The 23560-nt window shown below is 69.4% G+C and carries 20 protein-coding genes; all 20 read right to left on the bottom strand.

The annotated features are described in order from the left end of the window. Nucleotides 1-25: 25 nt before the first annotated feature. Nucleotides 26-1129 carry a glycosyltransferase family 4 protein gene (locus VGV06_02295; protein HEV2053986.1) on the bottom strand — a complete coding sequence of 368 codons (1104 nt, stop codon included), beginning with the start codon at nucleotides 1127-1129 and terminating at the stop codon, nucleotides 26-28. Next, on the bottom strand, nucleotides 1126-2268 hold the full coding sequence (locus VGV06_02290; GenBank protein HEV2053985.1) for a glycosyltransferase: 1143 nt from the start codon (nucleotides 2266-2268) through the stop codon (nucleotides 1126-1128). Before VGV06_02290 ends, VGV06_02295 begins: the two co-directional genes overlap by 4 nt. Then, the gene (locus tag VGV06_02285) at nucleotides 2265-3383 is read right to left on the bottom strand and encodes a glycosyltransferase family 4 protein (protein ID HEV2053984.1); all 1119 of its coding nucleotides are present in this window, start codon (nucleotides 3381-3383) and stop codon (nucleotides 2265-2267) included. Before VGV06_02285 ends, VGV06_02290 begins: the two co-directional genes overlap by 4 nt. Then, on the bottom strand, nucleotides 3380-4513 hold the full coding sequence (locus tag VGV06_02280) for a glycosyltransferase family 4 protein (protein HEV2053983.1): 1134 nt from the start codon (nucleotides 4511-4513) through the stop codon (nucleotides 3380-3382). Before VGV06_02280 ends, VGV06_02285 begins: the two co-directional genes overlap by 4 nt. Further along, nucleotides 4510-5619: a glycosyltransferase gene (locus VGV06_02275; GenBank protein ID HEV2053982.1), complete on the bottom strand. Its 1110-nt coding sequence runs from the start codon at nucleotides 5617-5619 to the stop codon at nucleotides 4510-4512. Before VGV06_02275 ends, VGV06_02280 begins: the two co-directional genes overlap by 4 nt. Then, the gene (gene waaF / locus VGV06_02270; protein ID HEV2053981.1) at nucleotides 5616-6620 is read right to left on the bottom strand and encodes a lipopolysaccharide heptosyltransferase II; all 1005 of its coding nucleotides are present in this window, start codon (nucleotides 6618-6620) and stop codon (nucleotides 5616-5618) included. The genes VGV06_02275 and waaF overlap by 4 nt, the downstream gene beginning before the upstream one ends. Continuing rightward, nucleotides 6620-7744, bottom strand: coding sequence for a tetraacyldisaccharide 4'-kinase (gene lpxK / locus VGV06_02265; GenBank protein HEV2053980.1), 1125 nt, complete (start codon nucleotides 7742-7744; stop codon nucleotides 6620-6622). Before lpxK ends, waaF begins: the two co-directional genes overlap by 1 nt. Continuing rightward, nucleotides 7737-9047, bottom strand: coding sequence for a 3-deoxy-D-manno-octulosonic acid transferase (locus VGV06_02260; GenBank protein ID HEV2053979.1), 1311 nt, complete (start codon nucleotides 9045-9047; stop codon nucleotides 7737-7739). Before VGV06_02260 ends, lpxK begins: the two co-directional genes overlap by 8 nt. Beyond that, entirely contained in the window at nucleotides 9017-9667 is a 651-nt protein-coding gene (locus VGV06_02255; protein HEV2053978.1) for a lysophospholipid acyltransferase family protein, read from the bottom strand. Before VGV06_02255 ends, VGV06_02260 begins: the two co-directional genes overlap by 31 nt. Next, complete coding sequence (gene lpxB, locus VGV06_02250) at nucleotides 9664-10827, bottom strand: lipid-A-disaccharide synthase (GenBank protein ID HEV2053977.1); 1164 nt, start codon at nucleotides 10825-10827, stop codon at nucleotides 9664-9666. Before lpxB ends, VGV06_02255 begins: the two co-directional genes overlap by 4 nt. Then, complete coding sequence (locus VGV06_02245; protein ID HEV2053976.1) at nucleotides 10814-11620, bottom strand: LpxI family protein; 807 nt, start codon at nucleotides 11618-11620, stop codon at nucleotides 10814-10816. The genes lpxB and VGV06_02245 overlap by 14 nt, the downstream gene beginning before the upstream one ends. Continuing rightward, on the bottom strand, nucleotides 11599-12594 hold the full coding sequence (locus VGV06_02240; protein HEV2053975.1) for a Gfo/Idh/MocA family oxidoreductase: 996 nt from the start codon (nucleotides 12592-12594) through the stop codon (nucleotides 11599-11601). Before VGV06_02240 ends, VGV06_02245 begins: the two co-directional genes overlap by 22 nt. A 32-nt stretch (nucleotides 12595-12626) precedes the next feature. Continuing rightward, the gene (lpxA, locus tag VGV06_02235; GenBank protein HEV2053974.1) at nucleotides 12627-13469 is read right to left on the bottom strand and encodes an acyl-ACP--UDP-N-acetylglucosamine O-acyltransferase; all 843 of its coding nucleotides are present in this window, start codon (nucleotides 13467-13469) and stop codon (nucleotides 12627-12629) included. After that, the gene (lpxD, locus tag VGV06_02230) at nucleotides 13462-14499 is read right to left on the bottom strand and encodes a UDP-3-O-(3-hydroxymyristoyl)glucosamine N-acyltransferase (protein HEV2053973.1); all 1038 of its coding nucleotides are present in this window, start codon (nucleotides 14497-14499) and stop codon (nucleotides 13462-13464) included. Before lpxD ends, lpxA begins: the two co-directional genes overlap by 8 nt. A 6-nt stretch (nucleotides 14500-14505) precedes the next feature. Next, nucleotides 14506-15066 (bottom strand): OmpH family outer membrane protein, encoded by a 561-nt coding sequence (locus VGV06_02225; protein HEV2053972.1) that lies wholly within the window; start codon nucleotides 15064-15066, stop codon nucleotides 14506-14508. A gap of 16 nt (nucleotides 15067-15082) precedes the next feature. Further along, nucleotides 15083-17380, bottom strand: coding sequence for an outer membrane protein assembly factor BamA (bamA, locus tag VGV06_02220; GenBank protein ID HEV2053971.1), 2298 nt, complete (start codon nucleotides 17378-17380; stop codon nucleotides 15083-15085). Between the two features lie 34 nt (nucleotides 17381-17414). Continuing rightward, the gene (locus VGV06_02215; GenBank protein ID HEV2053970.1) at nucleotides 17415-19862 is read right to left on the bottom strand and encodes an ATP-dependent Clp protease ATP-binding subunit; all 2448 of its coding nucleotides are present in this window, start codon (nucleotides 19860-19862) and stop codon (nucleotides 17415-17417) included. Between the two features lie 209 nt (nucleotides 19863-20071). Then, the gene (locus VGV06_02210) at nucleotides 20072-20755 is read right to left on the bottom strand and encodes an ABC transporter ATP-binding protein (GenBank protein ID HEV2053969.1); all 684 of its coding nucleotides are present in this window, start codon (nucleotides 20753-20755) and stop codon (nucleotides 20072-20074) included. Continuing rightward, nucleotides 20748-21992 (bottom strand): FtsX-like permease family protein, encoded by a 1245-nt coding sequence (locus tag VGV06_02205; GenBank protein ID HEV2053968.1) that lies wholly within the window; start codon nucleotides 21990-21992, stop codon nucleotides 20748-20750. Before VGV06_02205 ends, VGV06_02210 begins: the two co-directional genes overlap by 8 nt. Further along, the gene (gene lysS / locus VGV06_02200) at nucleotides 21992-23560 is read right to left on the bottom strand and encodes a lysine--tRNA ligase (protein HEV2053967.1); all 1569 of its coding nucleotides are present in this window, start codon (nucleotides 23558-23560) and stop codon (nucleotides 21992-21994) included. Before lysS ends, VGV06_02205 begins: the two co-directional genes overlap by 1 nt.

Below are 23560 nucleotides of genomic sequence, written 5' to 3'. Positions count from 1 at the left end.
CTGTTTACTGAGTCGAGGAACCCCGTCAGGCCTTGAGCAGGCGGTAGATTCGTTCGAGCCCTTCGACCTGCGCCGCATAGGTGAACGGCTCCGCTGACGCTCTCGCCGCCTCCGCCAACCGGCCGGCATCGCCGTCCCGAATAGTCCGCAAGCCTCGCGCGATATCCGCCGGCTCGAGCGAGGCGGTAACCGCGCCACTCACGCCGTCGCTCACGACCTCAGATCCACCCGTTAGTGAGCTGGTCAGTACGGGAACCCCCGACGCCAGCGCCTCGAGATGCACGTTCCCGAATGGCTCGTAGCGGGCCGGCAGAGCCACGGCGTCGGCGGCGGCATAGAGCCGTTCGACGTCGGGACGCGGCGCTATCCAGGTCACGGATCCCTGCAGGTCGAGCCGTGCCTCCAGCCGGCGGTACATCTCGGTGCGCCCTTTGCCAGCCACGAGGAGGCGGACGTCACGGGACCGGAGGGCGGCCACAGCCTCCATCAGGGGTCCTAAGCCCTTGCGCTCGAAGCCGGAGCCGACGAACGCAACCAGCCACGCTTCCCGCGGAATACCCAGCGCCTCCCGAGTCTCCGCTCGCCAGCGGAGGCGGTTCTCTGGATGGAAGCGGCCCAGGTCCACACCGTTATAGACGACGGTCACGCTCGAAGCCGGCGTGCCGTAGAGACGCTCGACTTCGGCCTTGCCCCTTGCGGAAATCGCCACGATGTGGCGCGCGCTCCGAAGCGTGAAGATGCGCCGCTCCAGCCACAGGAGAAGCTGATGCTGAGGATTTACTTGAAGGCCGCCGCGCCCCATGGCCTCGAGGTACGCCCGATGGCAGCCTTCGCCGGCCCGATAGATGTCCTGGGCCAGGCACCGCTCGTGGCTCTGGACGACGTCGTAGGCTCCCGCGCGCACCGCCCTCTTCGCCGCCAGGGCGAAACAGAGCTGGCGGAGCACTGACGGCTGCCCCGGAACCGCGAGCCGGCGGTGGCCGACGCCGGGGACAGGGAATTGCCCCGCTGACGTGATGAGGTCGACGTCGTAGCCGCCGCGCTCGACAAGCGCATTGACCAGGCCCGCGGTGGAGGTTTCGACGCCGCCGTGGAAGGAGAAGGGGCGGCAGATGACGGCGAGCTTCATGGGTTTCCCTTGGGCGTCGCCATGACTCGCTCGATCAGCGGGAACAGTTCCCCCCGCGCCGCCTGGAAGCTGTAGCGCTCCACACAGCGCTCGCGCGCCTTGGCGCCCAGAACTTCCGCAAGGCTGGAATCGTCGAGGAGCGTCCGAATGGCGGCGGCCAGCCCCGAAACGTTCCCCGGCTCGACGAGGAGACCACAGCCGTCGAGGATTTCCGGGATCATGGAGACTCGCGTCGAGACCACCGGGCGCCCGAGAGCCATGGCGTCGAAGATCTTCGCCGGGACCTGAGCGACGGTGTCCGGCGTTTCCCGCTGGGGCACGGCCACCACATCGGCCGCCGAGAGGAGCGTCGGGACTTGCTCAAACGGCACCCACGGCACGAGCGCGGCCCGCGGGCATCGCCCGAGGATCCGCTTGCCCGCCGCGCTGTCGGCCTGGGCGCCCACCACCACCAAGGCCACGTCAGCGCGTCCGAGTGAAGCCACGGCCGCGGCGAGGTCGTCCAGCCCCTTGTAGTCTCGCGGCGTGCCGAGGAACATGACGACGCGCTTGTCCGCCACGCCGAGGAGGCGGCGCCCAGCAGCAGCGCTCGCGCAGCCCGGCTTCCACGCGTCGGTGTCCCTGACGTGCGGGATCAGCGTGCCCCCGAAGCGCTGCTGAAGAAAGCGCGAGGCGACCGTCACTCCATCCGCGAGCGCCGTGAGTCGCTCGCAGAGCCACGTCCACGGCAGGCCGCTCGGGTTGCCGAGGTTGAGCGCGCGGCCGACGGTGCCCCAGAAGCCCGAGCGAAGGTAGAAACCCAGCTCCCAGTCGTCGATGTCGAGGAGCAGCGGACGTTTTCCCGCAACGCGCTTGAGGTAGCCGACGCCGGCGCTCGCGAGCCTCGTCTTGGACGCGTAGATGAGATCCCCGTCGGCTCGCCGCGCGAGGTCGGCCATGGTGGCGACGAATCCCGGCATGCGCCGGGCCGGGACACTCGTGTAGCGGACGGGCCCGGAAGCCACGGGCTCCCAGAGCCCTGGTCCCGAGCGCGGTCCGATCACCTCCACGGAGCCGAGGGGTACCAGCAGTCTCGCCAGGAGATCGGCGCGGCCGGCGGCATTGGCTGAGACGTCGAAGCAGAGCACGGAGATCTTCATGATCCTGCGGCGAGCCGCCGGTACTGATCGAGCAGTCTCGCCGTGACGCGCGCGCCTGTCAGGCTTTCATGGGCCAGGGCCACCGCCCTCTCGCCCAGCCTTCGCCGAAGCGCGCCGTCATCCAGCAGGGTTGCTAAGGCGCGGGCGAGCTCGGGCGCGTCGCCCCCCGGCACGAGCAGCGCCGACTCATCGTCCGTCAGGACTTCGGCCGCGACGCCGACGCGGCTGGCGATGACGGCCCGGCCGGCCGCCAGGTACTCGAAGAGCACGCGCGACATCCCGTCGGACTCGAGCGGCGGGTACAGGGCGATGTCGAGAGCTCCGACCACTCGGGCCGGATCGTCGACGAAGCCAAGGAAGGAGACTCGGTCGCCGAGGCCGGCGCGAACCACGCTCTCCCGGGTCGCGGCTTCGAAGGGTCCCTGGCCCACGAAGAGGAGGTGAAAGGCACGTCCCGAGCCGGTGAGCCTCTGAGCCGCCTCGACCGCCACCGCATGGCCCTTCATGACGCGGAAGCCGGACAAGAGCCCCACGAGCGGCACCCCTGCCGGTAACCCCAGCTTCTGTCGGAGAGCGGCGCCGTCGTGCCCGGGCCTGAATCGCTCCCCGTCCGCGCCGCCCGGGAGCGCCACCACGTGATCGGGGAGCGCCAGGCCCGCCGCGAGGCACTGGCGGCGGATGGCCTCGCTCACCGTCACGACAAGATCCGTCGCCCGGCCGTAGAGCCAGCGGTTCAAAGCGTGCGGACGTATCGGCTGGACGATGTGGCGGGTGCGAACGAGGGGCCGCCTCTGCGGAGACAGGCGGTTCGCGATTGCCGCCAGCCAGTGCTCCTTGCCGCGATGGACGTGGACGATGTCGGCGGCCGGGAGCCACGCCCGAAGCGTCCTGACATCGGGTATGTCGGCGGAGGGATGGAGGCCCGAGCGGAAGCTCAAGGTCTCGATCCGCTGGACGCCTTCGTCGCGTGCGCGCGACATGACACGCTCCTCGGTCCCGCGGCGGCAGACGAGCGTCGCCTCGTGTCCGGCCCGCGTCAGCTCGCGGCATACCCCCGCGGCCCAGTAGGCATCCGAGGACCACCCGCCGCAGGAGACCATGTGGATCACCTTCACGGTGCCGCGTGGAGCCTCCCGATGGTTTCGAGGTACAGCGCCTCCGTAGCTTCCGCGTGGCGCTCCGAGGTAAAGAGGAAAAGGGCGCGGCGTCTCCCGGCCTCGCCCATGGCGCGCGCCTCAGAGGGAGCCGACAGGAGACGCGCAAGGGAGGCAGACACTGCCGCCGGGCTCGGCTCGTCGAGGAGGAGCCCCGTCTCTCCGTGGACCACGGCGTCGGGGAGCGCGCCCACCCGGGCGGCGAGGACAGGCCGCCCCGCGGCCATGGCCTCGAGGGCCGCGCGGCAGGACTCGTCCGAGCCCGCTCCCATGAGGACGAACACGTCGAGGGCTCCGAGCACCGCCGGCAGGTCGGCATCCCGATAGCCGGCGAAGAACACGCAGCGCTCGAGCCCGAGCCGTTTGATGAGTCCCTCGAGCGCATCGCGCCGCTCGCCCTTCCCGACCAGCAACAGCCGCGCATCGCCCCGCTCTGCTACGAGCAGGCGGAAGCCCTCGATGAGGGTCTCGTGACCCCGGCCGGCAGCGAGCCGCGCGACGCAGCCGACGAGGGGGACGCCGGCCGCCCCGAACTCCTCCCGGATCTTCGCGGCGCCCGGAACGTCCGTGACGAAGCGCGCGGCGTCCACCACGCCGTCCGCGCGGTAGAGCCGCGAACCGGGGACGCGCGCTTCGCGAAGGCGCTCCTCGATGCGCCGGCTCACGGCAATGACGGAGTCGGTACGTCTGTAGAGCGCCGAGTCCGGCCATGCCCGGCGGACCGCGCGCTCGTTGTGGAAGGTCCTGATGAGGGCTGCCGTGCCGTGCCCCCACCACCCCAGCCAGTGGTCGTGGCCGTGATGAGCGTGGACCACGTCCACGCCCTCGCGGGTCACGAGGCTCCTGAGCCGCCGGGCATCGCGCACGATGCCTGCCGGGCCGGACTTCACGTCGAGCCTCAAGTCGTTGACGGGCTGGATGCCGGCCTCGCGCGCCTTCGCCTCGAAGCGGTCACCTGACGCCAGACCGAGAAGCACGCGATGCCCCCTGGCCTGGAGTCCGAGGACAAGTCGCAGCACCGGCTCCGCGCTGCCCGTCCACCAGCGGTTGGCGACGACCTGGAGGATTGTGAGCCGGCCCGTTCCGCTCATGCGCCGAGCCGGCGCGGGGCCGTTCCCGCGATGACCTCGTCATAGAGCGCCAGAAGGCGCGAGACGGAAGCGCCATGAGAGAAACGCTCCTCGACCAGCCGCCGCGCCCCCCGGGCGCGAGCCGCGGCGCCCGATCCGTCGCTCAAGACGGACTCAATAGCCCGAGCCAGGGCGGCGGCGTCCTCGGGCGGGACGAGAATGCCCGTCTCGCCATCCTTGACGACCTCGGGAATTCCACCGATCGCACACGCCACCACGGGTACCCCGGCCGCGAAAGCCTGGAGAAGGGACTGCGGCACACCCTCGGTCCGCGTCGAAGCCAGGACGAAGCAGTCCATGGCGCGCAAGAGCACCGACACGTCGGTCCGGAAGCCGGTGAAGACGACCGCCTCACCGAGACCGCGGTCCTTCGCGAGACCCTCGACCCAAGGCCGCCGGATTCCGTCGCCGACGAGCAGGAGCCGCGCCGCGGGATGCCGGGCGTGAACCGCGACGAAAGCGTCGAGGAGATGCGCATGGCCCTTCGAACCCCTGAACATGGCGACCGACCCGATCACGGGCCGCGCCAGGCCCAGGCTCTCGCGCACCGCGGGGCCATCATTTGAACCACCGATGAATTCCGCGAGGTCCACGCCCGCCGGGATGGCGGTGACCCGCCCGGGATCGACCCCGGCCTCGATCACGAGGCTGCGGATGGCCTCACCGCTCGTGATCACCCGATCCGCGAGCCAGCGATAGACGGGGTTCCAGCGCCGTCGTATGCGGATCGAGACATGGCGCGTCCGCACGACGGGGACGCCAGCGGCGCGCGCAGCCAACCCGCCCACCCAGCCGTCCACCGAGCTGTGGGTGTGGACGATGCTGACCCGCTCCCGCCTGATCAGCCGCTGGAGCGCGCAGACGGCGCCGAGATCCCACGCGCCCCGCATGCGGACACCGACGGCCTCGAGACCTGCCGCGCGCGCTTGTCCCACGAACCGCCCATCGGGCTGACCCGCCAGGAGGACCCGCCAGCCTCGTGCTGCAGTCCAGCGAGCCTCTCTGAGCGTCCTCAGCTCCTGGCCTCCGAGGCCCGGAGAGGACTCGGTGTGGAGCACGGTCCTCATGCCGTGAGCCCCTCCTCCACTATCTCCGTCACGGACGCCGCCGTGATGTCCCGCATGCACACGTGGTCGATGGGACAGCGCGGCAGGAAGCACGGCGCGCACGGTGCACGCCCTTCGACTCTCCGGGCCGCGCGGCTCCTGGGCGCCGTAAGACGGGGATCCGTCGGCCCGAAGAGCGTGACCGTAGGCGTGCCGACCGCCGCCGCGAGATGCGCGAGCCCTGTGTCGCTGCTGATGAGACACGCGAGGCGGGCGAGAAGTCCTGGCAGAAGCTCGGGCCGGTCCCGAGCGACGAGCGATGGAATGGCCCAGCCGGCGGAGGCCGAGACGGCGGCGGCCATTTCCACGTCGCTAGGGCTGCCCAGGAGAATGGGGCGAAGCTCGCGCTCACGCAGGCGCGATGCGACTTCCGCGAATGACGCCGCCGGCCACTGCTTCGACGAGCCGAATGATGTGCCGAGGTGGAGTCCCACCGCTCGGGCCCCGCGGGAGACTCCGCACTCGTCGAGCAGCGCCGAGACCGCGGCGCCGGCCGCCGCGTCCTCCCCGAGGCGCCAGACCGGAACCGTTACCGGCGCCGCCACGCCTGCCGCCTCAAGGAGTCCGCGGTACTCGTCGATCTGATGCAGTCGCGGCGAAGGCAGCGGTACGGCATGCGTCAGGAGAGGCCACCGCAAGTCGGTGTCATAGCCGAGCCGCATACGGGCGCCCCAGAGCCGCGCCGCGACGGCGGACTCGAAAGAATTCGTGAGCAGTACCCCGGCATCCGCGCGCATTCCCCGCAGTGAGGCGGCGAGCCGGCGGCGGTCCCTCCACTCGAGCGGATAGGGCACAAGGGCGTCGGCCACACCCTGTCCCGCGAGGAGGGGCGCCCAGCGGCCGACGGCCACCACGCAAACCCCGGGGCGGGCCGCTCGAAGGCCGTGCAAGGCGGGCAGCGCCATCACCGTGTCGCCGAGCCAGTTCGGGAGGCGCACCAGGACGACCCCGGCGTCGAACATCACGGCAGCCGCCGCCCGCCGGCCGCGCGTCTCAGCGTCTCGCTGAGCACTTGGCAGAGGGCCACGCTGTCGGCGCCCAAGTCGAGCCGCACTGACAGCACCCAGAACGGCACATTCCCCCGGGGCATCTCGCGGAGCCGGACCCAGTCCTTCTCCGTCGTGAGGACGGCCTCGGCCCCCGTCGCGCGCGCCCGCGCGGCCACGCGAGCGAGATCGGCTGGCGTGTACCAGTGATGGTCAGGGAACTCCGCCAACCCCGCTACCTCCACTCCCAGGCCCTCGGCCGTCGCGAGGAATCCCCCGGCTGCCGCCAGTCCCGCCAGCATGAGCACCTTCCGCCCGCAGAGCGCCTCAGGCGCTTCGGCACGAACGTGGTCGCCGCGCCGAAGCGATGTCGGGCGGTAGGCGCCGCAGAGAACTGTCGCGGCCGATCCTCTCCGCCGTAGCACGTGGGCGATATCGCTTGTGGCGGCGGCAGTTGGCGGGTTCGTGACCACGACGAGGCCGGCCCGCTTGAGCGCGGACAGCGGCTCGCGCAGGGAGCCCCTCGGAAAGAGTCGACCGTTACCCCACGAGTCGCTTCCGGAAACCACGACGATCTCGAGGTCCTTGGTCAGCGTCCGGTGCTGGAATCCGTCGTCGAGGACCAGCGCGTTGGCGAAGCATGTCCCGACCGCGACCGCCCCCGCCTCGTACCGGCTTTCCCCCACCACGATCGGCACGCCGGGCAGCCGTTCAGCCAGGAGCACAGGCTCGTCCCCGCCGTCCCTGGCGCCGAGCCGGAGGCCGCCGCCATCGGTCACGATTCGAACGCCGCGCGTGCGCCGCCCGTAGCCGCGGCTGATGAGAGCGGGCCGCGCGCCCATCTCGGCCAGCGCCAGCACGACGACCTCGGCCAGGGGTGTCTTTCCGTTCCCGCCCACCGTGACATTGCCGACCGATATCACCGGCACGGGAAGGCCGCGCGTGGACAGAAGGCCGATCCGGTAGGACGCGGAGCGTGCCGTGAGGGCGGCGCGATAAGCCGCCGCCGCCACGCAGAGACCCGCGCGGACCACCGGGCTGGCCCGCCCATGCCAGGCTTCCTGCAGCCAAAGCTCCGGCGCCCGCGCCGGCTCAGCCATGCGCCGGCTCCATCAAGAAGCGCTCCACGAGCTCGAGGGTGTGCTTCACGGCTCCCTGACGACCCACGAGGGCCTGGAAGGCGGCCTCTCCCATACGCTGCCTCAGCTCGAGGTTGCCCAACAACTGGCCGACGCAGCGCTCGAGCTCCGCGCCCTCGCGGACCAGCACCGCGCCGCCGGCGGCCAGGAGGACGTCGGCGCTCTCGCGAAAATTGCCCGTGTGAGGCCCGAAGAGGACCGCCTTTCGCAGCAGCGCGGGCTCCAGCATGTTGTGGCCCCCTGTCGGGACGAGGCTGCCCCCGACGAATACCACGGTTGCGACCCTGTAGATCTGCGCCAGCTCTCCGACCGTGTCGAGGATGATCACCGCGCTCCGGTCCCGCGCGCCCGGAAGATCGCTGCGGCGGACCGCGCTGAGCCCACGCTCGACCACGAGGCGCTCCACCTCCGGCACCCGCTCCGGGTGCCGCGGGGCGAGAAGCAGGACGAGCTGCGGGAAGCGCGCGCGGAGCCGCGCGAAGGCGTCCAGCACGGCGGCATCCTCGCCCCGATGCGTGCTGCCCGCGATCCACACGAGGTCATCCTCGCCGAGTCCGAGCAGCCGCTGCCACAGGGACTCGCCCCCGGCATCCGGGGGAGCGAGGTCCGTCTTGAGATTACCCGTGACCACGACCCGCTCGGGCGGCGCGCCGAGGGCGATAATGCGGCGCGCGTCCTCCTGCGACTGCATCGCGAAGACCCCGACGTCGCGCAGCATCCGGGAGGTGACGAAGCGCACGCGGCGGTAGCGCCGGAAGGAGCGGTCCGAGACGCGCCCGTTGGCGATCATGGACGGGATGCCGCGCGCCGCCAGCGCCCGGAAGAAATTCGGCCACAGCTCGGTCTCCATGCCGATGAAGAAGCGGGGCCTCACGGCATCCAGCGCGCGGCGGACGGGCCCGGGCAGGTCGACGGGGAAGTACCGGTGACTCACCTTCCCATCGAGCCTGTCGGACACAATGCGCGCCCCCGTCGGCGTCACCGTCGTCATGACGATACCGAGCTCCGGCCAGCGGCGGACGAGCGCTTCGACCAGCGCGACAGCCGTCGCCGCCTCCCCCACGGACACGGCGTGGATCCAGCAGCGCGGCTCGGCCGGCAGGTCCGTCCCGTAGCGCCCAAGGCGCTGGCCGATCGCCCTGTCGTAGCCCGAGCGCCTGAGCTTCCGAACCGCGAACACGGGCAGGTAGGCGAGCAGCCCGAGCCGGAGCGCCACGGAGTAGAGAGCGTGGATCAGCGGCGCGCCTCCTCGTCGACCTGCCACGTGACGGCATTCAAGGCGGCCTCGATCTCCTTGCGCGAGATTTCCTCTCCGGCCGCGTCGATGTCGCGGGGGACGAGGATCGGCTCGCCGAAGCGGACTACACACCGCGAGAACGGCTTCGGGATCCGAAATTCGTCCCACGAGCGCGCCCGCCATTCGGAAGACGCCGCGAGAGCCGCCGGTACCACCGGCGCGCCCGTCAACCTTGCCAGGACGACGACCCCGGCCTTGAGCACCTCCCGCGGACCCCGCGGGCCATCGGGCACAACGACGACGCTGTGGCCCTCTCCAATGGCGCGGGCGAGGGCCCGGAGCCCCTCCGCGCCCCCGCGGCTCGAAGATCCTCGGACGGTGACGAAGCCGAAGCGACGCACGAGGTCGGATATCATCGAGCCGTCTTCGGAGCGGCTGACCAGCGCCCACAGCCCCCGCCGGCGATAGAGGTACGGCAGCAGCAGGAGGCGCGCGTGCCAGACGACGTAGATGGCCGGCGCGCCCGCGGCCCTCAGGGGCTCCACGGTTTTCTCCTCGCGCCGTAGACGGAGCGTGGCGGCCAGCAGCCGGAGCGCCCAAGACCCTGCGGCCGGGGCCAGCTTCCGGCCGAGCCGGGCGGCCTTCATGCGGCGCCCACGACCTTCAGCACGGCCCGCGCCGCCCGCGCCCCGACGCCCGGCTGCCCCAGCCTCGAGCGCACCTCCTTGAACGCCGCACGCTGGGCGGTCGCCGCCACGGAATCGACGAGCAGGCGTTCCGCCTCGCTCGCAAGCCGCGCTCCGGTGACCTTATCTTGAAGTATCTCGGGCACCGCGCCGCGCTCGGCGACGATGTTCGGGAGACTGATCCACGGCGAACGATTCAGCAGGCGCACGACCACCTCGCTCAGTCGCGACACCCGGTAGCAGACGACCATCGGCGTCCCGAGCAGCGCCGCCTCGAGGGTCGCCGTCCCCGAGGCGATCAGGAGCGCGTCCGAGGCCGCCATCACCTCGTGCGTGAGTCCGTCCACCACTTCCACCGCTGGGCCGCCCGCCTCGGACGCGCGCCTGAGGTGGATGGTGACGGGCCCGCGATCCACGCTCGCGGCCAACCCAAGCACGAAGCAGCGTCGGCCGTCGGATCGGGAGAGCCGGGCTGCCGCATCCAGCATGGGCGGCAGCAGGCGGTCGACTTCCTGCCGCCGGCTGCCGGGCAGGAGGCCCACGAGGGTCTGTCTCTCTCCCACACCGAGCCGCTCGCGGGCCTTCGCTCGGTCGAGGTCGCTCGGCACCTCGTCCAACAGGGGGTGGCCCACGAACTCCACGGAGACGCCGGCCTCCTCGTACAGGCTCTTCTCGAAGGGAAACGCCGCGAGGACCCGCGTCACGCGCCGGGCCATCTGCCGTATGCGTCCCCGTCGCCAGGCCCAGATCTGCGGCGGGATGAAGTACACGACCGGAATCCCCGCGCGCCGCGCCTGCTTTGCTAACCGCAGATTGAACTCGGGGAAGTCGATGAGCACCATCGCCATCGGCCGGGCTTCCCGGAGCCGCCTCACCAGGAGTCTGTACGCGCGGTAGAGCCCGGGAACACGACTGATGGCTTCGCTCGTCCCCATCGCGGCGTGTGCCGTCGGGTCAACGAGGATCTCGACACCCGCCGCCGCCATTCGGGGCCCGCCCATGCCGATCAGCCGCAGGCTCGGGTCGAGCGCCCGGAGCGCCCGGCACATGGTGGCGCCGTGTAGGTCGCCGGAAGCCTCACCGGCTGACAGCATGATCAGACGTCCGTCAGCTGCCGTCATCAACGCTCACCACGGCGATGCCGGCGCGGTCCGCTATTCGCACCGCCTCTTCGCGCTCGACGAGGAGCACCTTGCCGGCGTCCACGGCCAGCGCCGTCGCGCCACTTTCTGCCATGGCCGCAAGCGTCGCCGGGCCGACGGTGGGGATATCGAAGCGGAAGTCGTGCCCTGCTGCCACCGCCTTGACGACAACCGCGCCAAGGCCGGCGAGCTTGGCGCCCCGACGGATCGTCTCGTCGGTGCCCTCGGCTGCCTCGACGGCCAGCGTGACGCCGCGCGAGCGCACGAGGGTCTGCCCGATCCCGTGCTCCGCCAGGCGACGCGCGAGCGCGAACCCCGCGCGTATCTCGCCCCACTCGTCCGGCGACGGCTCCCGCGACGTCACCGTCCCGGGCCCCATGATCCACGGCGAGAGAAAGGGTCGCTGGTCGAGGACCTCGATCCCCATTCCGGCGAGCGTTGCCACCACCGTGCCCGCCAGCGCGGCGTCCGACAGCCCCCCACCGGCCAGGCGGCGGCCGGCTTCGTCGGTTTCTCCGACCTCGTCGAACACGCGCTGCTTCCAGAACTTGCCCACGAACACGGCCGCCTGGACACGTTCGCCGCGGAGCGTCTGGAGGACTGCGTGGATGTCGGTGATGGCGGAGGGCACCACGCGCTCGGCGTGGGCGTCAAGGCCCGCCGCCTCGTCGAAGGCGAGCGCGACCACGCGCCATCCCTGGCGCGCGGCTTCGGCGGCGGCCCGGCCGGGGAGGACCCCGGCGCCGGCCATCACCGCGAGGCGGCGCTCCATGGGAGATCCTTCGGCCAGGCGACCTCACCCCGGCCCTCGCGGATCATCCGCTCGATTTCGAGCGCCACGGCCAGCGACCGAAGGTCGTCGGTCTCGGGCAGCTCCACCTGGCCGGTCGCCTTCGCGGCGCGAGCGGCCGATATCAGGTGGCGGATCTCCAGCTTGAGAGGGTTGTCCTTGTGGACGAAAAGGCGCTCGACGAAGGACGCCTGCCGGTAGCGGATCGACTCGCGGTTGAGGGTGTACTCCTGCGCGGCCCGCCGGTGGATCTGGATGTCCTGGTCGGCGTAGTTCAGGACGATGTACGCGTCGGGCTGGGTGATCGAGAGGGTGCGGATCTTCTCCTCGGTGGCGCGGCTCGCCGTGATCGTCGCCATGGTTCCGGAGTCGAAGAGGATCTGCACGTTGGCGACGTCGGCCTGGAGCGAGTGGATGGAGCGCCCGAGGGCGTTCATCCGGCGAGGCTCGCTGTCCACGAGACCCAGCACGATGTCGATGTCGTGGATCATGAGGTCCATCACGACGGAGTCGTTCTGCACCCGCGGCACGAAGGGGCCGAGCCGTCTGGACTCGATGAGGACGGGTCGCTCGACGATCTTGCGCAGCTCCTGCACCGCCCCGTTGAAGCGCTCGACATGGCCCACGTGGAGCACCCGGGCGCGCTGCCGCGCCAGGCGGAAGAGCTCCTTGGCCTCTTCCAGCGTGGGCGTCATCGGCTTTTCGACGAGGACGTGGACGCCCGCCTCCAGCAGGTCACGGGCGACTTCAAAGTGGCGCTCGGTCGGCACGGCGACCGTGGCGATGTCGACGAGCTCCGCCAGCTCCCGGTGCGTGGCCACCGCCCGAGTTCCGTACTGCGCCGCGATCTGTTGGGCGCGCGTGGCATCAGCGTCGCAGATCGCCACGAGCTCGACGTCCCACAGCTCCGCCAGGGCCAGGATGTGGTACTGGCCCATGTGGCCCGCACCTACCACCCCGGCGCGTATGCGTCCGCTTTCCGGCACGCTCACCACACGCGGTCCTCGTTTTCCGCGTCTTCAACTTGCGCATTTGTCGGCGGCGGGGCCGGGACGATGCCGCGCTTCGAGTCCTCGATGAAGTCGACAAGCCGCGCCACGAGCGGGTGGCCGCCGAGCTCCGTCTTGAGCTTGGCGGCGGCGGCGGCGGGCGCGAGGCCGGAGCGGTACAAAATTCGGAAAGCGGCACGCACCTGGCGGCGCCCATCGCCGTCCACGCCGCCGCGGCGCATGCCGATCACGTTGACGCCGCGCGCCGTCGCGGGTATGCCGTCGGCCATCACGAAGGGCGGCACGTCCTGCGTGACCTTCGCGCAGCCGCCAACGTAGGCGTACGTGCCGATCCGCGTGAAGGGATGGATCCCCGTGAGCCCGCCGATCGTCGCGCGATCCTCGACGGTCACGTGACCGCTCAGCCCGGCATAGTTGATGATGATGACCTCGTCGCCGACCACGCAGTCGTGGGCGACGTGGCTCGAGACCATGAGGAGGCAGCGGCTTCCGATCCGCGTGTCCCGCCCCTCGTGGGTCGCCCTGTGCACGGTGACGTACTCCCGGATGACGGTGTCGTCGCCGACGCTCACGCCCACGAGCAGCCCCTCGCGGAACTTGAGATCCTGGGGCACCCCGCCGATGAGGACGCCGTGCCCGACACGGCATCGCGCCCCCAACCTGACGCGACCCTCGAGAACCACGTGGGCGCCGATCTCCGAGCCGGGCCCGATCGCGACGCATGACCCTATGAGGCTGTAGGGACCGACCACGACCCCGGCCGCGAGCTCCGCACCGGGCTCCACGATGGCCGTCGGATGGATGCGCGCCGGCTCAGGCATGCGGCCCACCTTCGAGCTCCCGCACCCGCTTCTCGAGCGCGCGAACCTTGCGGAAGAGCTCCGGCAGCAGGGTCTCTGCCGCCAAGATCCGCCGCGTCTCGCGCACGGGCCGGCTCGGTATGCCGGCCCAGACTTCCCCGGCCGGCACGTCGTTCGGCACGCCTGACTTGGCGAGGAGGACGGCACCTGCCCCGATGGTGACGTGGTCGGCAACTCCCACCTGCCCCGCCAGCACCGCCCGGCTGCCGATCGTGCAGGAGCCCGACACCCCGACCTGCGACACCAAGATGACGTCCTCTCCCACATCACAGTTGTGGCCTACCTGGACCAGGTTGTCGATCTTGCTGCCCCGCCCGATCCGGGTCTCTCCGAGCGTGGCGCGGTCAATGGTGCTGTTGGCGCCGATCTCGACGTCGTCCTCGATGCGGAGTCCGCCCACCTGGGGAATCTTCCGATGCGCCGTGCCGTCGAAGGCGTAGCCGAAACCGTCGGCCCCGAGCACCGCGCCCGCATGGACGACGACCCGGTCGCCGATGGCGACCCCTTCCATGACCACGACGCGCGGGTGGAGCACCACATCGTCACCGAGCATCGCCCCTGCCCCAACGAAGCACAGCGCGCCTACCATGCTCCTCGCCCCGACCCGCGCGTTCGGTTCGATGACGGCGCACGCGCCCAGGAAGGCCGTCGGGTGCACGCGCGCACTGCCGGCCACGACAGCCGTCGCGTGGATGCCGGAGGCGACAGGAGGTTCGGGGTGGAACAACCGCAGGAGCGCGATGAGGGCCATCTGTGGCGAGTCGACGCGCAGGAGCGCCTGGGGCAGGCCTTCGACGTCCCGGCCGACAACGAGAGCACCTGCCGCGCTCTCTGCCGCGGCGCGCGCGTAGCGAGGGTGGACCAGGAACGACACGTGCTCAGGCCCCGCGCCCTCGAGCGGTGCGACGCCGCGGATGACCCGCGCCGGATCCCCTTCGAGCGTGGCGCCGAGCGCCTCGGCGATCCGGCCGAGCGTGAACTGGGCGCCCACGGCAGCCTACTTCTTGGCCTTGCGCGTCTCGTCGTCGAAGGCCTTGATCACTTCCTCCGTGACGTCCACCTCGGGCGCGCCGTAGACGACGCCGGCCTGTCGGCGCTCGAGGATGAGCGCGTAGCCCTTCTCCTTGCCGACCCTGGTAAAGATCCCCTCCAGCTCTCGCAGGATCTTCGCCCCCATGGTCTGTTCCTTCTTCTGCAGCTCCTTCTCGAGGTCGCCGGCGAGACGTTGGGCGTCGCGCAGCTTGCGCTCAAGCTGGTCCTGCTTGTCCCGGCGGGCATCAGCCGAAAGCAGCTGCCCCTTCTTCTCGAGTTCGTCCCGCAGCTTGTCGAGCTCGGCCTTCTGACCGTCCAGCTGCTTCTGCATGCCGACCTTCTCCTTCTCCAGCTGCTCGCGGGCCTGCACCCCGGCCTGCGAGCGCGCGAGGATGCGCTGGAGATCCACGTACCCGATGCGGGTCGCTTGCGGCGCCTGCGCGAGGGCTGGTGTCAGCGCCCACCACAGAGCCGAGAGACTCGCCAGCACCGTTACCACCACCGCCTGCCTGAAGCGCCCACTCATGCCTCTCTCCTCCTGGCTAGAACGCCGAGCCCATCGAGAACTGGATATTGCCGAACTTCTCCTTCCCCGTCGGGTTCGGGTTGACGCCGTAGTCCACCCGGACGGGCCCAAAGGGCGAGTTCCAGCGGATCCCGGGACCGACCGCGTACTTGAGGTTCGTCAGGTCAACCGGCGCGTGCACGCTCTGGTCCGGGCCGTAGACGTTGCCGGCATCGAAGAAGAGCGCTGCCCTGATTCCGTAGGGCAGCGGCACCGAGTACTCGAGGTTGCCCAGCACCTGGAAATTCCCGCCGATGGCCGTGCCCGACGAGTCCACGGGTGAGATTTGGCGCGCCTTGAAGCTCCGGATGGTGTTTGGGCCGCCGAGGTAGTAGCGCTCGAAAAACGGCACTGGGTCTTTGTACCAGCCGAGCTGGTAACCCGTCATGAGGCGTCCGCTGAGCACATGGTCGAACCACAGCGGCTGGTGCTGGGTCGTCGTGGCCGTGATCCGGAAGAAGCGGTTGTCCCCCGTCCCGATGCCCGCGACGTCGGCTCCGAACAGGGAGTAGTTGCCGCGTGTCGGCTCCGTCAAGCTGTCCCGCGTGTCCCGGCTGAGCGAGCCCCCGACCAGCGATGTCACCGTGGTGCCCTGTGCCTGCAGCAGCTCCGTGCTGGCATTGGACGCGACGTTGCTGACCTTCTCCTGGCTCAAGCGGTACAGGGCGTTCCAGCGGCTGTAGTCTCCGATCGGAGCGCCGAAGCGCACGTCGCCGCCGAGCGAGTTGACCGTGTAGTCCTGGTACACCCGCCGGTTGTTGAAGAGGTCGAACCCCGCCGCCAGCGGCCGGTCCAGGAACCACGGGTCCGTGAACCCGATCGTGCCCTGCTGCGTTTGCGTGCCGCCGCGCAGGCGGAGGAAGAGCTGGTAGCCCTTCCCGAGGAAGTTGTTCTGGGACAGGTCGACCGTACCCAACGCGCCGTCCTGCGAGCTGTAACCGCCGCCGATCGAGAAGAGGCCCGTGGGCTTCTCCGTCACGTCGATATTGACGACGATCTTGTCCTTGGTCGAGCCCGGCAGGGTCTTGGTCTCCACCTTCTCGAAGTAGGTGAGGTTGACCAGCTTCTGCTTTGCTCGGGCGAGCTTCTGCGTGGTGAAGAGGTCGCCCTCCGCCATCGGGAGCTCACGGCGAAGGATCTTCTCCTGGCTCCGCGTGTTCCCTGAAATGTTGATCCGCTCAATAAAGACCTCGGGGCCCTCGCTGACTTCGAGCGTGATGTTGACCTTCCGGTTCGGCACGTCGAGCGCGATTTGGGGAACGATGTCTGCCGCGGTCCGCCCGATAGTCCCGTAGACGTCCCCGATACCCTTGACGGTCTCCTGCAGCTTGGTCCGGGAATAGATGTCATCGGGCTTGAGCAGGACGCGCCGGCGCAGCTCCTCGAGGGGCAGCACCTTGTTGCCGGTGATATCGATGCCGCCGACCTTGAACTGCGGCCCTTCGGCCACCACGATCCTGATCGTGACCCGCGCGGTCGCGCGGTCCACCTGGGTGTCGACCGTCTCCACCCGCGCCTGGATGTAGCCGTTGTCGTTGTAGAACGTGACGACGCGCTCGGTGTCCTGGTCGAGCTTCTGCCGCTGGACCGTGCCCCGCAGGATGTAGAATTCCCGTTCTTGGGTCAGCATGATGCTCTTGATCTTCTCCGGCTTCAGGCCCTGCGCGCCCTCAATGACGATCTTGTCGATCGTCATCTTTCGGCCCTCGGCGACGCGGAACGTCACGCTGACGTCCCCGTCGGGCAGCCGGTCGACCTCGGGCGTCACGCCGACCTCGAAGTAGCCCTCCTCCTCGTAGGCTTCCTTCAGCTTCTCGGCGGCCCGTGTCACCTCGACGGGGTTGTACACGGCGCCGAGCTTGAAGTCGATCTTCTCCTGGAGGGTTGCGGCATCGAGGCGCTTGTTGCCGCCGAACGTGATGTCGCGGACGAAGGGACGCTCGGTAACCACGAAGACCAGCTTGACACCGCCCTCGAAGTCTTCGACCTTGGCCTGCACATCATCGAAGAAGCCGAGTGAGAAGACCGACCGAATATCCTCCGCGAGTCGCGCCGGGACGAAGGGGCCGCCGACCTTGGCGGAGACGCGGCCCAGGATGACTGCTTCCTGGACGCGGCGGTTACCCTGGACTGCGAGGTCTTTGAGGATGATCTGCGCGCCCGGAGGGGGCGCGGAGGGGGGTTGCCCGAGCGCGGGGCGGACAATCGCCCCGCCGACCCAAGACAGGGTCAGGGCAAAAAAAATTGCGAGAGCAGGCCTCCCCCGCGCGGTCATGGCTCGTCGGCCGTCCAGTCTCGGACGTGTCGCTCTAACGTTCCGCCAGCGCGAGCCTCGGCTCGGCGATCTGAATCTCGCGGAAGGTGAAATTACCCGCCTCGACATCCACCTCGATCCGCGCGCCGTCCCCGAACTGCCCGCGCACGATCGCCTCGGCGAGCGGATCCTCGACGTACTTTTGGATCGTCCGCCTCAGCTGGCGCGCCCCGTAAGTCGGGTCGTATCCCCTCTGGACGAGCAGGTCCAGCGCAGCCCCGGTGGGCTCGAGCTGGATGCCCTTGTCCGACAGCTGCTTGTTGATGCGATCGACCATGAGCTGCACGATCGCAGTGATGTGCTCCCGGGACAGCGCGTGGAACACGATGATGTCGTCGATCCGGTTGATGAACTCCGGCCGGAACGCGCGCTTCAACTCGTCCAGCACCTTCTCTTTCATGCGCTCGTAGCTCGTCTCGTCCCCTTCGGCCAGGAAGCCCGGGGCCGACCGCTTGCCGATGAAGCTGGTCCCCAGGTTCGACGTCATGATCAGGATGGTGTTCTTGAAATCCACCACGTGGCCCACCGAATCGGTCAGGCGCCCGTCGTCCAGTACCTGGAGCAGCATGTTGAAGATATCCGGGTGGGCTTTTTCGATTTCGTCGAAGAGCACGACCGAATACGGGCGGCGCCGCACCTTCTCCGTGAGGTAACCGCCCTCTTCGTAGCCTACGTAGCCGGGAGGCGCCCCCAGCAGGCGCGAAACGGAAAACTTCTCCATGTACTCGGACATGTCCACTCGGATGAGCGCGTTTTCGTCGCCGAAGAGGTACTCCGCCAGCGCCCGGGCCAGCTCCGTCTTGCCCACACCCGTCGGACCGAGGAACACGAAGGATCCCACGGGCCGCCGGCTGTCCTTGAGTCCTGCCCGCGACCTGCGGATCGCGCGGGACACCGCGACGACCGCGTCTTCCTGACCGATGATGCGCCCGTGGAGCGCGTCTTCCATCCGGGCGAGCTTCGCAGACTCCTTCTCCTCGAGCTTGGACAGCGGGATGCCCGTCCAGCGTGAGACGATGTACTCGATATCCTCCTCGCTGACCGTCTGGGGCCCCTTGCCCTTGCGCTTGTCCCACTCGCGCTTCATCTCCTCGTCCCGCGCGCGGAGCAGCTTCTCTTTCTCCCGGAGAGACGCGGCCTTCTCGAACTCCTGGGCCTCCAGGTACATGTCCTTCTCGCGGACGACGCGCTCGACCTCCTTGCCGATCTCCTTGATCTCGGGCGGAGGGGTCAGCGCCATCAGCCTGGTGCGCGAGGAGGCCTCGTCGATGACGTCGATGGCCTTGTCAGGCAGCTGCCGGTCCGTGATGTAGCGGTCGGCGAGCTTCACAGCCGCATCGATCGCCTCATCGGTAATCTTTACGCGATGATGCGCCTCGTACTTGTGGCGCAGCCCCTTGATGATCTCCACGGACTCGGGCACAGAGGGGGCGCGGACGATAACGGGCTGGAAGCGGCGCTCGAGCGCGCCGTCCTTCTCGATGTACTTGCGGTACTCATCCAGCGTCGTCGCGCCGATGGTCTGGATCTCGCCTCGCGACAGCGCCGGCTTGAGCATGTTCGACGCGTCGATCGCGCCTTCCGCGGCGCCCGCCCCGATCAGCGTGTGGAGCTCGTCGAGGAAGAGCACCACATTCTCCGACTGGCGGATCTCCTTCATGACGGCCTTCAGCCGCTCCTCGAACTGCCCGCGGTACTTCGTGCCGGCTACAAGGGCGCCCAGGTCGAGCTGCAGGAGCCGCTTCTGCGCCAGCACGTCGGGCACCTCGTGGCCCACGATGCGCTGGGCGAGCCCCTCGACGATGGCCGTTTTGCCGACGCCGGGCTCCCCGATGAGGACCGGGTTGTTCTTGGTCCTCCGGGCGAGGATCTGGATGACGCGCTCGATCTCCGTCTCCCGCCCGATGACCGGGTCGAGCTTGCTCTCGCGGGCCAACTGCGTCAGATCGCGGGCGAACTCGTCGAGCACCGGTGTCTGCGAGCGCTTCTTGGGACGCGGGTAGTACTGGTCTCCCAAGAGCGCAAGCGTCTCCTGGCGAACCTCGTCGAGGCGCGCACCGAGGGATTCGAGGATCTTCGCCGCGATGGACTGCCCCTCCTTCATGAGCCCCAGGAGGAGGTGCTCGGTGCCGATGTAGTTGTGCCCGAGCTGGCGGGCTTCCTCGATGCTGAGCTCGAGGACCCGCTTGGCCTGAGGCGTGAAAGGCACCTCGCCGAATGTCAGGGTCTTCGGGAAGCCGGCCAGCGCCCGCTCCACCTCGGCCTTGACCGTCTCGAGCCTGAGGCCGAGGCGCTGGAGGACGGCCGTCGCGATCCCTTCGCCGTCCCGGATGAGCCCCAGGAGGATGTGCTCGGTCCCGACGAAATCATGGCGGAAGCGGCCCGCCTCTTCTCTCGCCAGGATGATGACCCGCCGCGCTCTCTCCGTAAATCTCTCGAACACTTGGAGCCCTCGCAACTTCGGGTTAGCACTGCCCCCTAAGGGTTAGCACTGCTCTCTAAGGGTTAGAACCGCCCCTGAGCCCGACCCTGACCTGGGCAAAGTATACCTCCCAAGTCCTCGGTCGGCCTAGCATTTTCTTCCTTCGGGCCCCTTTGGTGAGATCTAAGTGCGCGAATTCGATGAGAGGCCGGAAAGGGCCTCCGCGACCCTCAGCTCCAGGCGACCGCCCGCCCCTCCAGCAGCCGGTATCCGCGGTCGGCCTTGCGAGCCAGATCGTGGTTGTGGGTCGCTATGACGAAGGCCAGGCCCCGTTCCGCCTGCAGTCTCAGGAAGAGATCCCAGATCACCTCGCTGGTCTTGGGGTCGAGGTTGCCCGTGGGCTCGTCGGCCAGGACCAGTCGGGGCTGGGCGACGAGCGCGCGGGCGATGGCGACCCGCTGCTGCTCCCCGCCCGACAGCTCGCCCGGGCGGTGGCCGAGCCTGTCGCCCAACCCGACCTCGTGCAGAGCAGCGGCTCCGCGCTCCCGGGCCTGGGCGGCCGGCAGGCGTTGGAGCAAGGCCGGCATCATCGCGTTCTCGAGCGCGGTCATCTCGCCCAAGAGATTGTAGAACTGGAAGATGAACGCGATCTCGGTGCGCCGGAGCCGGGCCAGCGCGCCCTCCGAGCGGGCGTACATGTCCTCGCCCGCGAAGAGCACCTGCCCGACCGTAGGGCGATCGAGCCCGCCCAGGAGATGGAGCAGCGTCGATTTCCCGACCCCCGAGGCGCCGATCAGGGCGACGCTCTCCCCCGCGTTGACGGACAGGCTCACGCCCCGCAGCACACGCACGGTCTCGGGGCCGACCCGGTACTCCCGCTCAAGCTCGCGCGCCGCGACCAGCGCCTCACTCATACCGGAGCACCTCGATAGGGTCCAGCCGAGCGGCCCGGCGCGCCGGGGACAGCGTCGCCAGGAACGAGATCAGCAGCGTCGCGCTCGTGACGAGGGCGAAGTCGAGCCCGGTCAGCTTCATGGGAAGGTGGTCGATCTGGTACACGTCACCGGCCAGCCGGATGATCTTGTATGTGTTCTGGACCCAGATCAACGCCAGGCCGAAGAGACTGCCGGCCACCGTGCCGACGAGGCCGATCGCCATCCCGGCCGCCAGGAAGACGCTCCCGATGCTTCCCGCGCTCGCGCCCATGGCCTTGAGGATGCCGATCTCCTTGCGCTTCTCCGCCACGAGCAGGATCAGGTGGCCGATGATCGCGAAGCCCGCGACCAGCACGATGATCGTGACGATGACGAAGAGCGCCAGCTTCTCGAGCTGGAGCGCCGCGAAGAGGTTGCGGTTCATCCCCATCCAATCGCGGATCCAGAGCCCGGGCCCGACGACCGCGGCGATTCGCCGGCCGATCTTCTTGGCATCGAAGGGGTCGTCGAGCTTCACCTCGACCCCGGAGACCCGGTCGCCGAGCCCTGCGAACTCCTGGGCAGCCGCGATCCCGGTGTAGGCCAATGAGGCGTCGTACTCGTACAGCCCCACCTCGACATAACCCGCCACCTCGAATCGCCGCATCTTGGGAACGAGGCCGACCCCCGTCATGGCGCTCTCGGGCGAGATGAGCGTTAGGTGATCGCCGGGAACAACGCCGAGCGTCCTCGCGAGCTCTCGTCCCAGCAGGAGGGCGGGCTCCCCCGATACCCGCAGCAGCGGGTCGAGGCTTCCAGTCTTGACCTCGCCCGCGAGCTGCGCCCGGACGGTCGGCGACGCGAGATCGACGCCCCGCAGGAGCCCGCCCGTGGCGCCGCGGCCTTGGCTGGTGAACAGCGCCTGCTGGACCACGAAAGGCGTGGCCGAGAGCACCCCGCGTATGGATCGCACCCGCGAGGCGACCTCCGAGGCCCCGGCGACCCCGCGACCGCCCCGCTCGACGACCAGGATGTGAGGGTTCGCTGCGATGATCCTGTCCTTGATGCCGTCCTGGAACCCGGTCATCACGGCCAGCACCACGATGAGGGCGCTGACGCCCAGGAAGACGCCTCCCACGCCGATCCAGACGAAGAGCGAGAAGTTGGCGCGCTGTCCGCGCGCGCGGAGATAGCGGAGCGCCAGGAACAGCTCGAAGGGGAGGCCTCGGCCGGGCATCAGCCCTCGCCCTCTTCATCGTCGGGCGCGGGCTGGCCAGCCTGGCCGCGCTCGGGGCGCAGGTGGGGGAACAGGATCACGTCGCGGATCGACGGCGAGTCGGTGAAGAGCATGGCCAGCCGGTCGATGCCGATCCCCTCGCCTGCCGTCGGCGGCATGCCGTACTCGAGGGCGCGGACGAAGTCCTCATCCATCCAGTGCGCTTCCTCATCGCCGCGCTCGCGCTCGCGTGCCTGCTCCTCGAAGCGGCGGCGCTGGTCTACCGGGTCGTTGAGCTCCGAGTAGGCGTTGGCGATCTCCCGCCGGCAGATGAACAGCTCGAAGCGGTCCACCAACCGCGGGTTGCCGGTCTTGCGCTTGGACAGCGGCGAGAGCTCGATGGGGAAGTCGGTGATGAAGGTCGGCTGGACCAGGGTCTGCTCGACGAGCGTGTCGAAGACGTCCTTCCACAGGCCGACGGCGCCCGCCCCCGCCTTGGGCTCCGGCACGCCCGCCGCCACCGCCGCCTTCCGCAAGGCGGCCTCAGGGGTCTCCGGGCCGACGGCGGCGCCGATGGCCCGGGAGATCGCATCGAAGAACGGCAGGCGCGGCCACGGGCCCGCGAGACTCACCTCTTCGCCCTGGTACCGGAGCGTGGTCGCTCCGAGGACCTCCCGCCCGAGATGCGCGAGCATCTCCTCCGTCAAGCTCATGAGGTCCTCATAGTCCGCGTAGGCCTGGTAGAACTCCAGCATCGTGAACTCGGGGTTGTGCTGCGTCGAGATCCCCTCGTTGCGGAAGCTCCGGTTGATCTCGTAGACGCGGTCGAGCCCGCCGACAACCAGGCGCTTGAGATACAGCTCGGGGGCGATGCGCAGGTAGAGCGCCATGTCCAACGCGTTGTGGTGCGTCACGAAGGGCTTGGCCGCCGCTCCGCCGGGAATGGGTTGCATCATCGGGGTCTCGACCTCGAGGAAGCCACGCGCGTCCAGAAAGGCGCGCATCTCGCGGATCAGCCGGCTCTTGATCACGAAGACCTCGCGGACCTGGGGGTTCATCACGAGGTCGACGTAGCGGCGCCGGTACCGGGTCTCGACGTCCTTGAGCCCGTGCCATTTCTCCGGCAGCGGCCGGAGCGACTTGGCGAGGAACTCGAAGCTCCGGACGGCGACGGTCAACTCGCCAGTGCGCGTTCGGAAGAGCTCCCCTGTCACACCGATGAAGTCGCCGACGTCGAGGTTGGTGAACAGCGCGTAGCGCTCCCCGAGCCCGTCCACCCGGGCGTAGAGCTGTATCTGCCCGGACTGGTCGCGCAGGTGCGCGAAGCAGGTCTTCCCGTGGTGCCTGAGCGCGACCACCCGCCCGGCGACGACCACGGGGCCGGCCTGCTTGAGCAGGTCGTCACCCGCGGCGTGAAAGCGGCGCCCGAGCTCGCCTGCCCAGTGCGTGACCGCGAAACGCTGCCCGAACGGGTCGATCCCGCCGGCGCGAAGCGCCTCCAGCTTCTCGAGGCGCCGCCGAATGAGGTCATTTGTCTCCGGCTTGGGTGTCTCCGGCTTGGGTGTCTCCGGCTGGGGCGCCTCGGGCAG

The sequence above is a fragment of the Candidatus Methylomirabilota bacterium genome, assembly GCA_035936835.1.
In the GTDB taxonomy this organism is placed as follows: Bacteria; Methylomirabilota; Methylomirabilia; order Rokubacteriales; family CSP1-6; genus AR37.
Note: the sequence above shows the minus strand (reverse complement) of the source record. Positions and strands in the feature narration are given on the sequence as shown.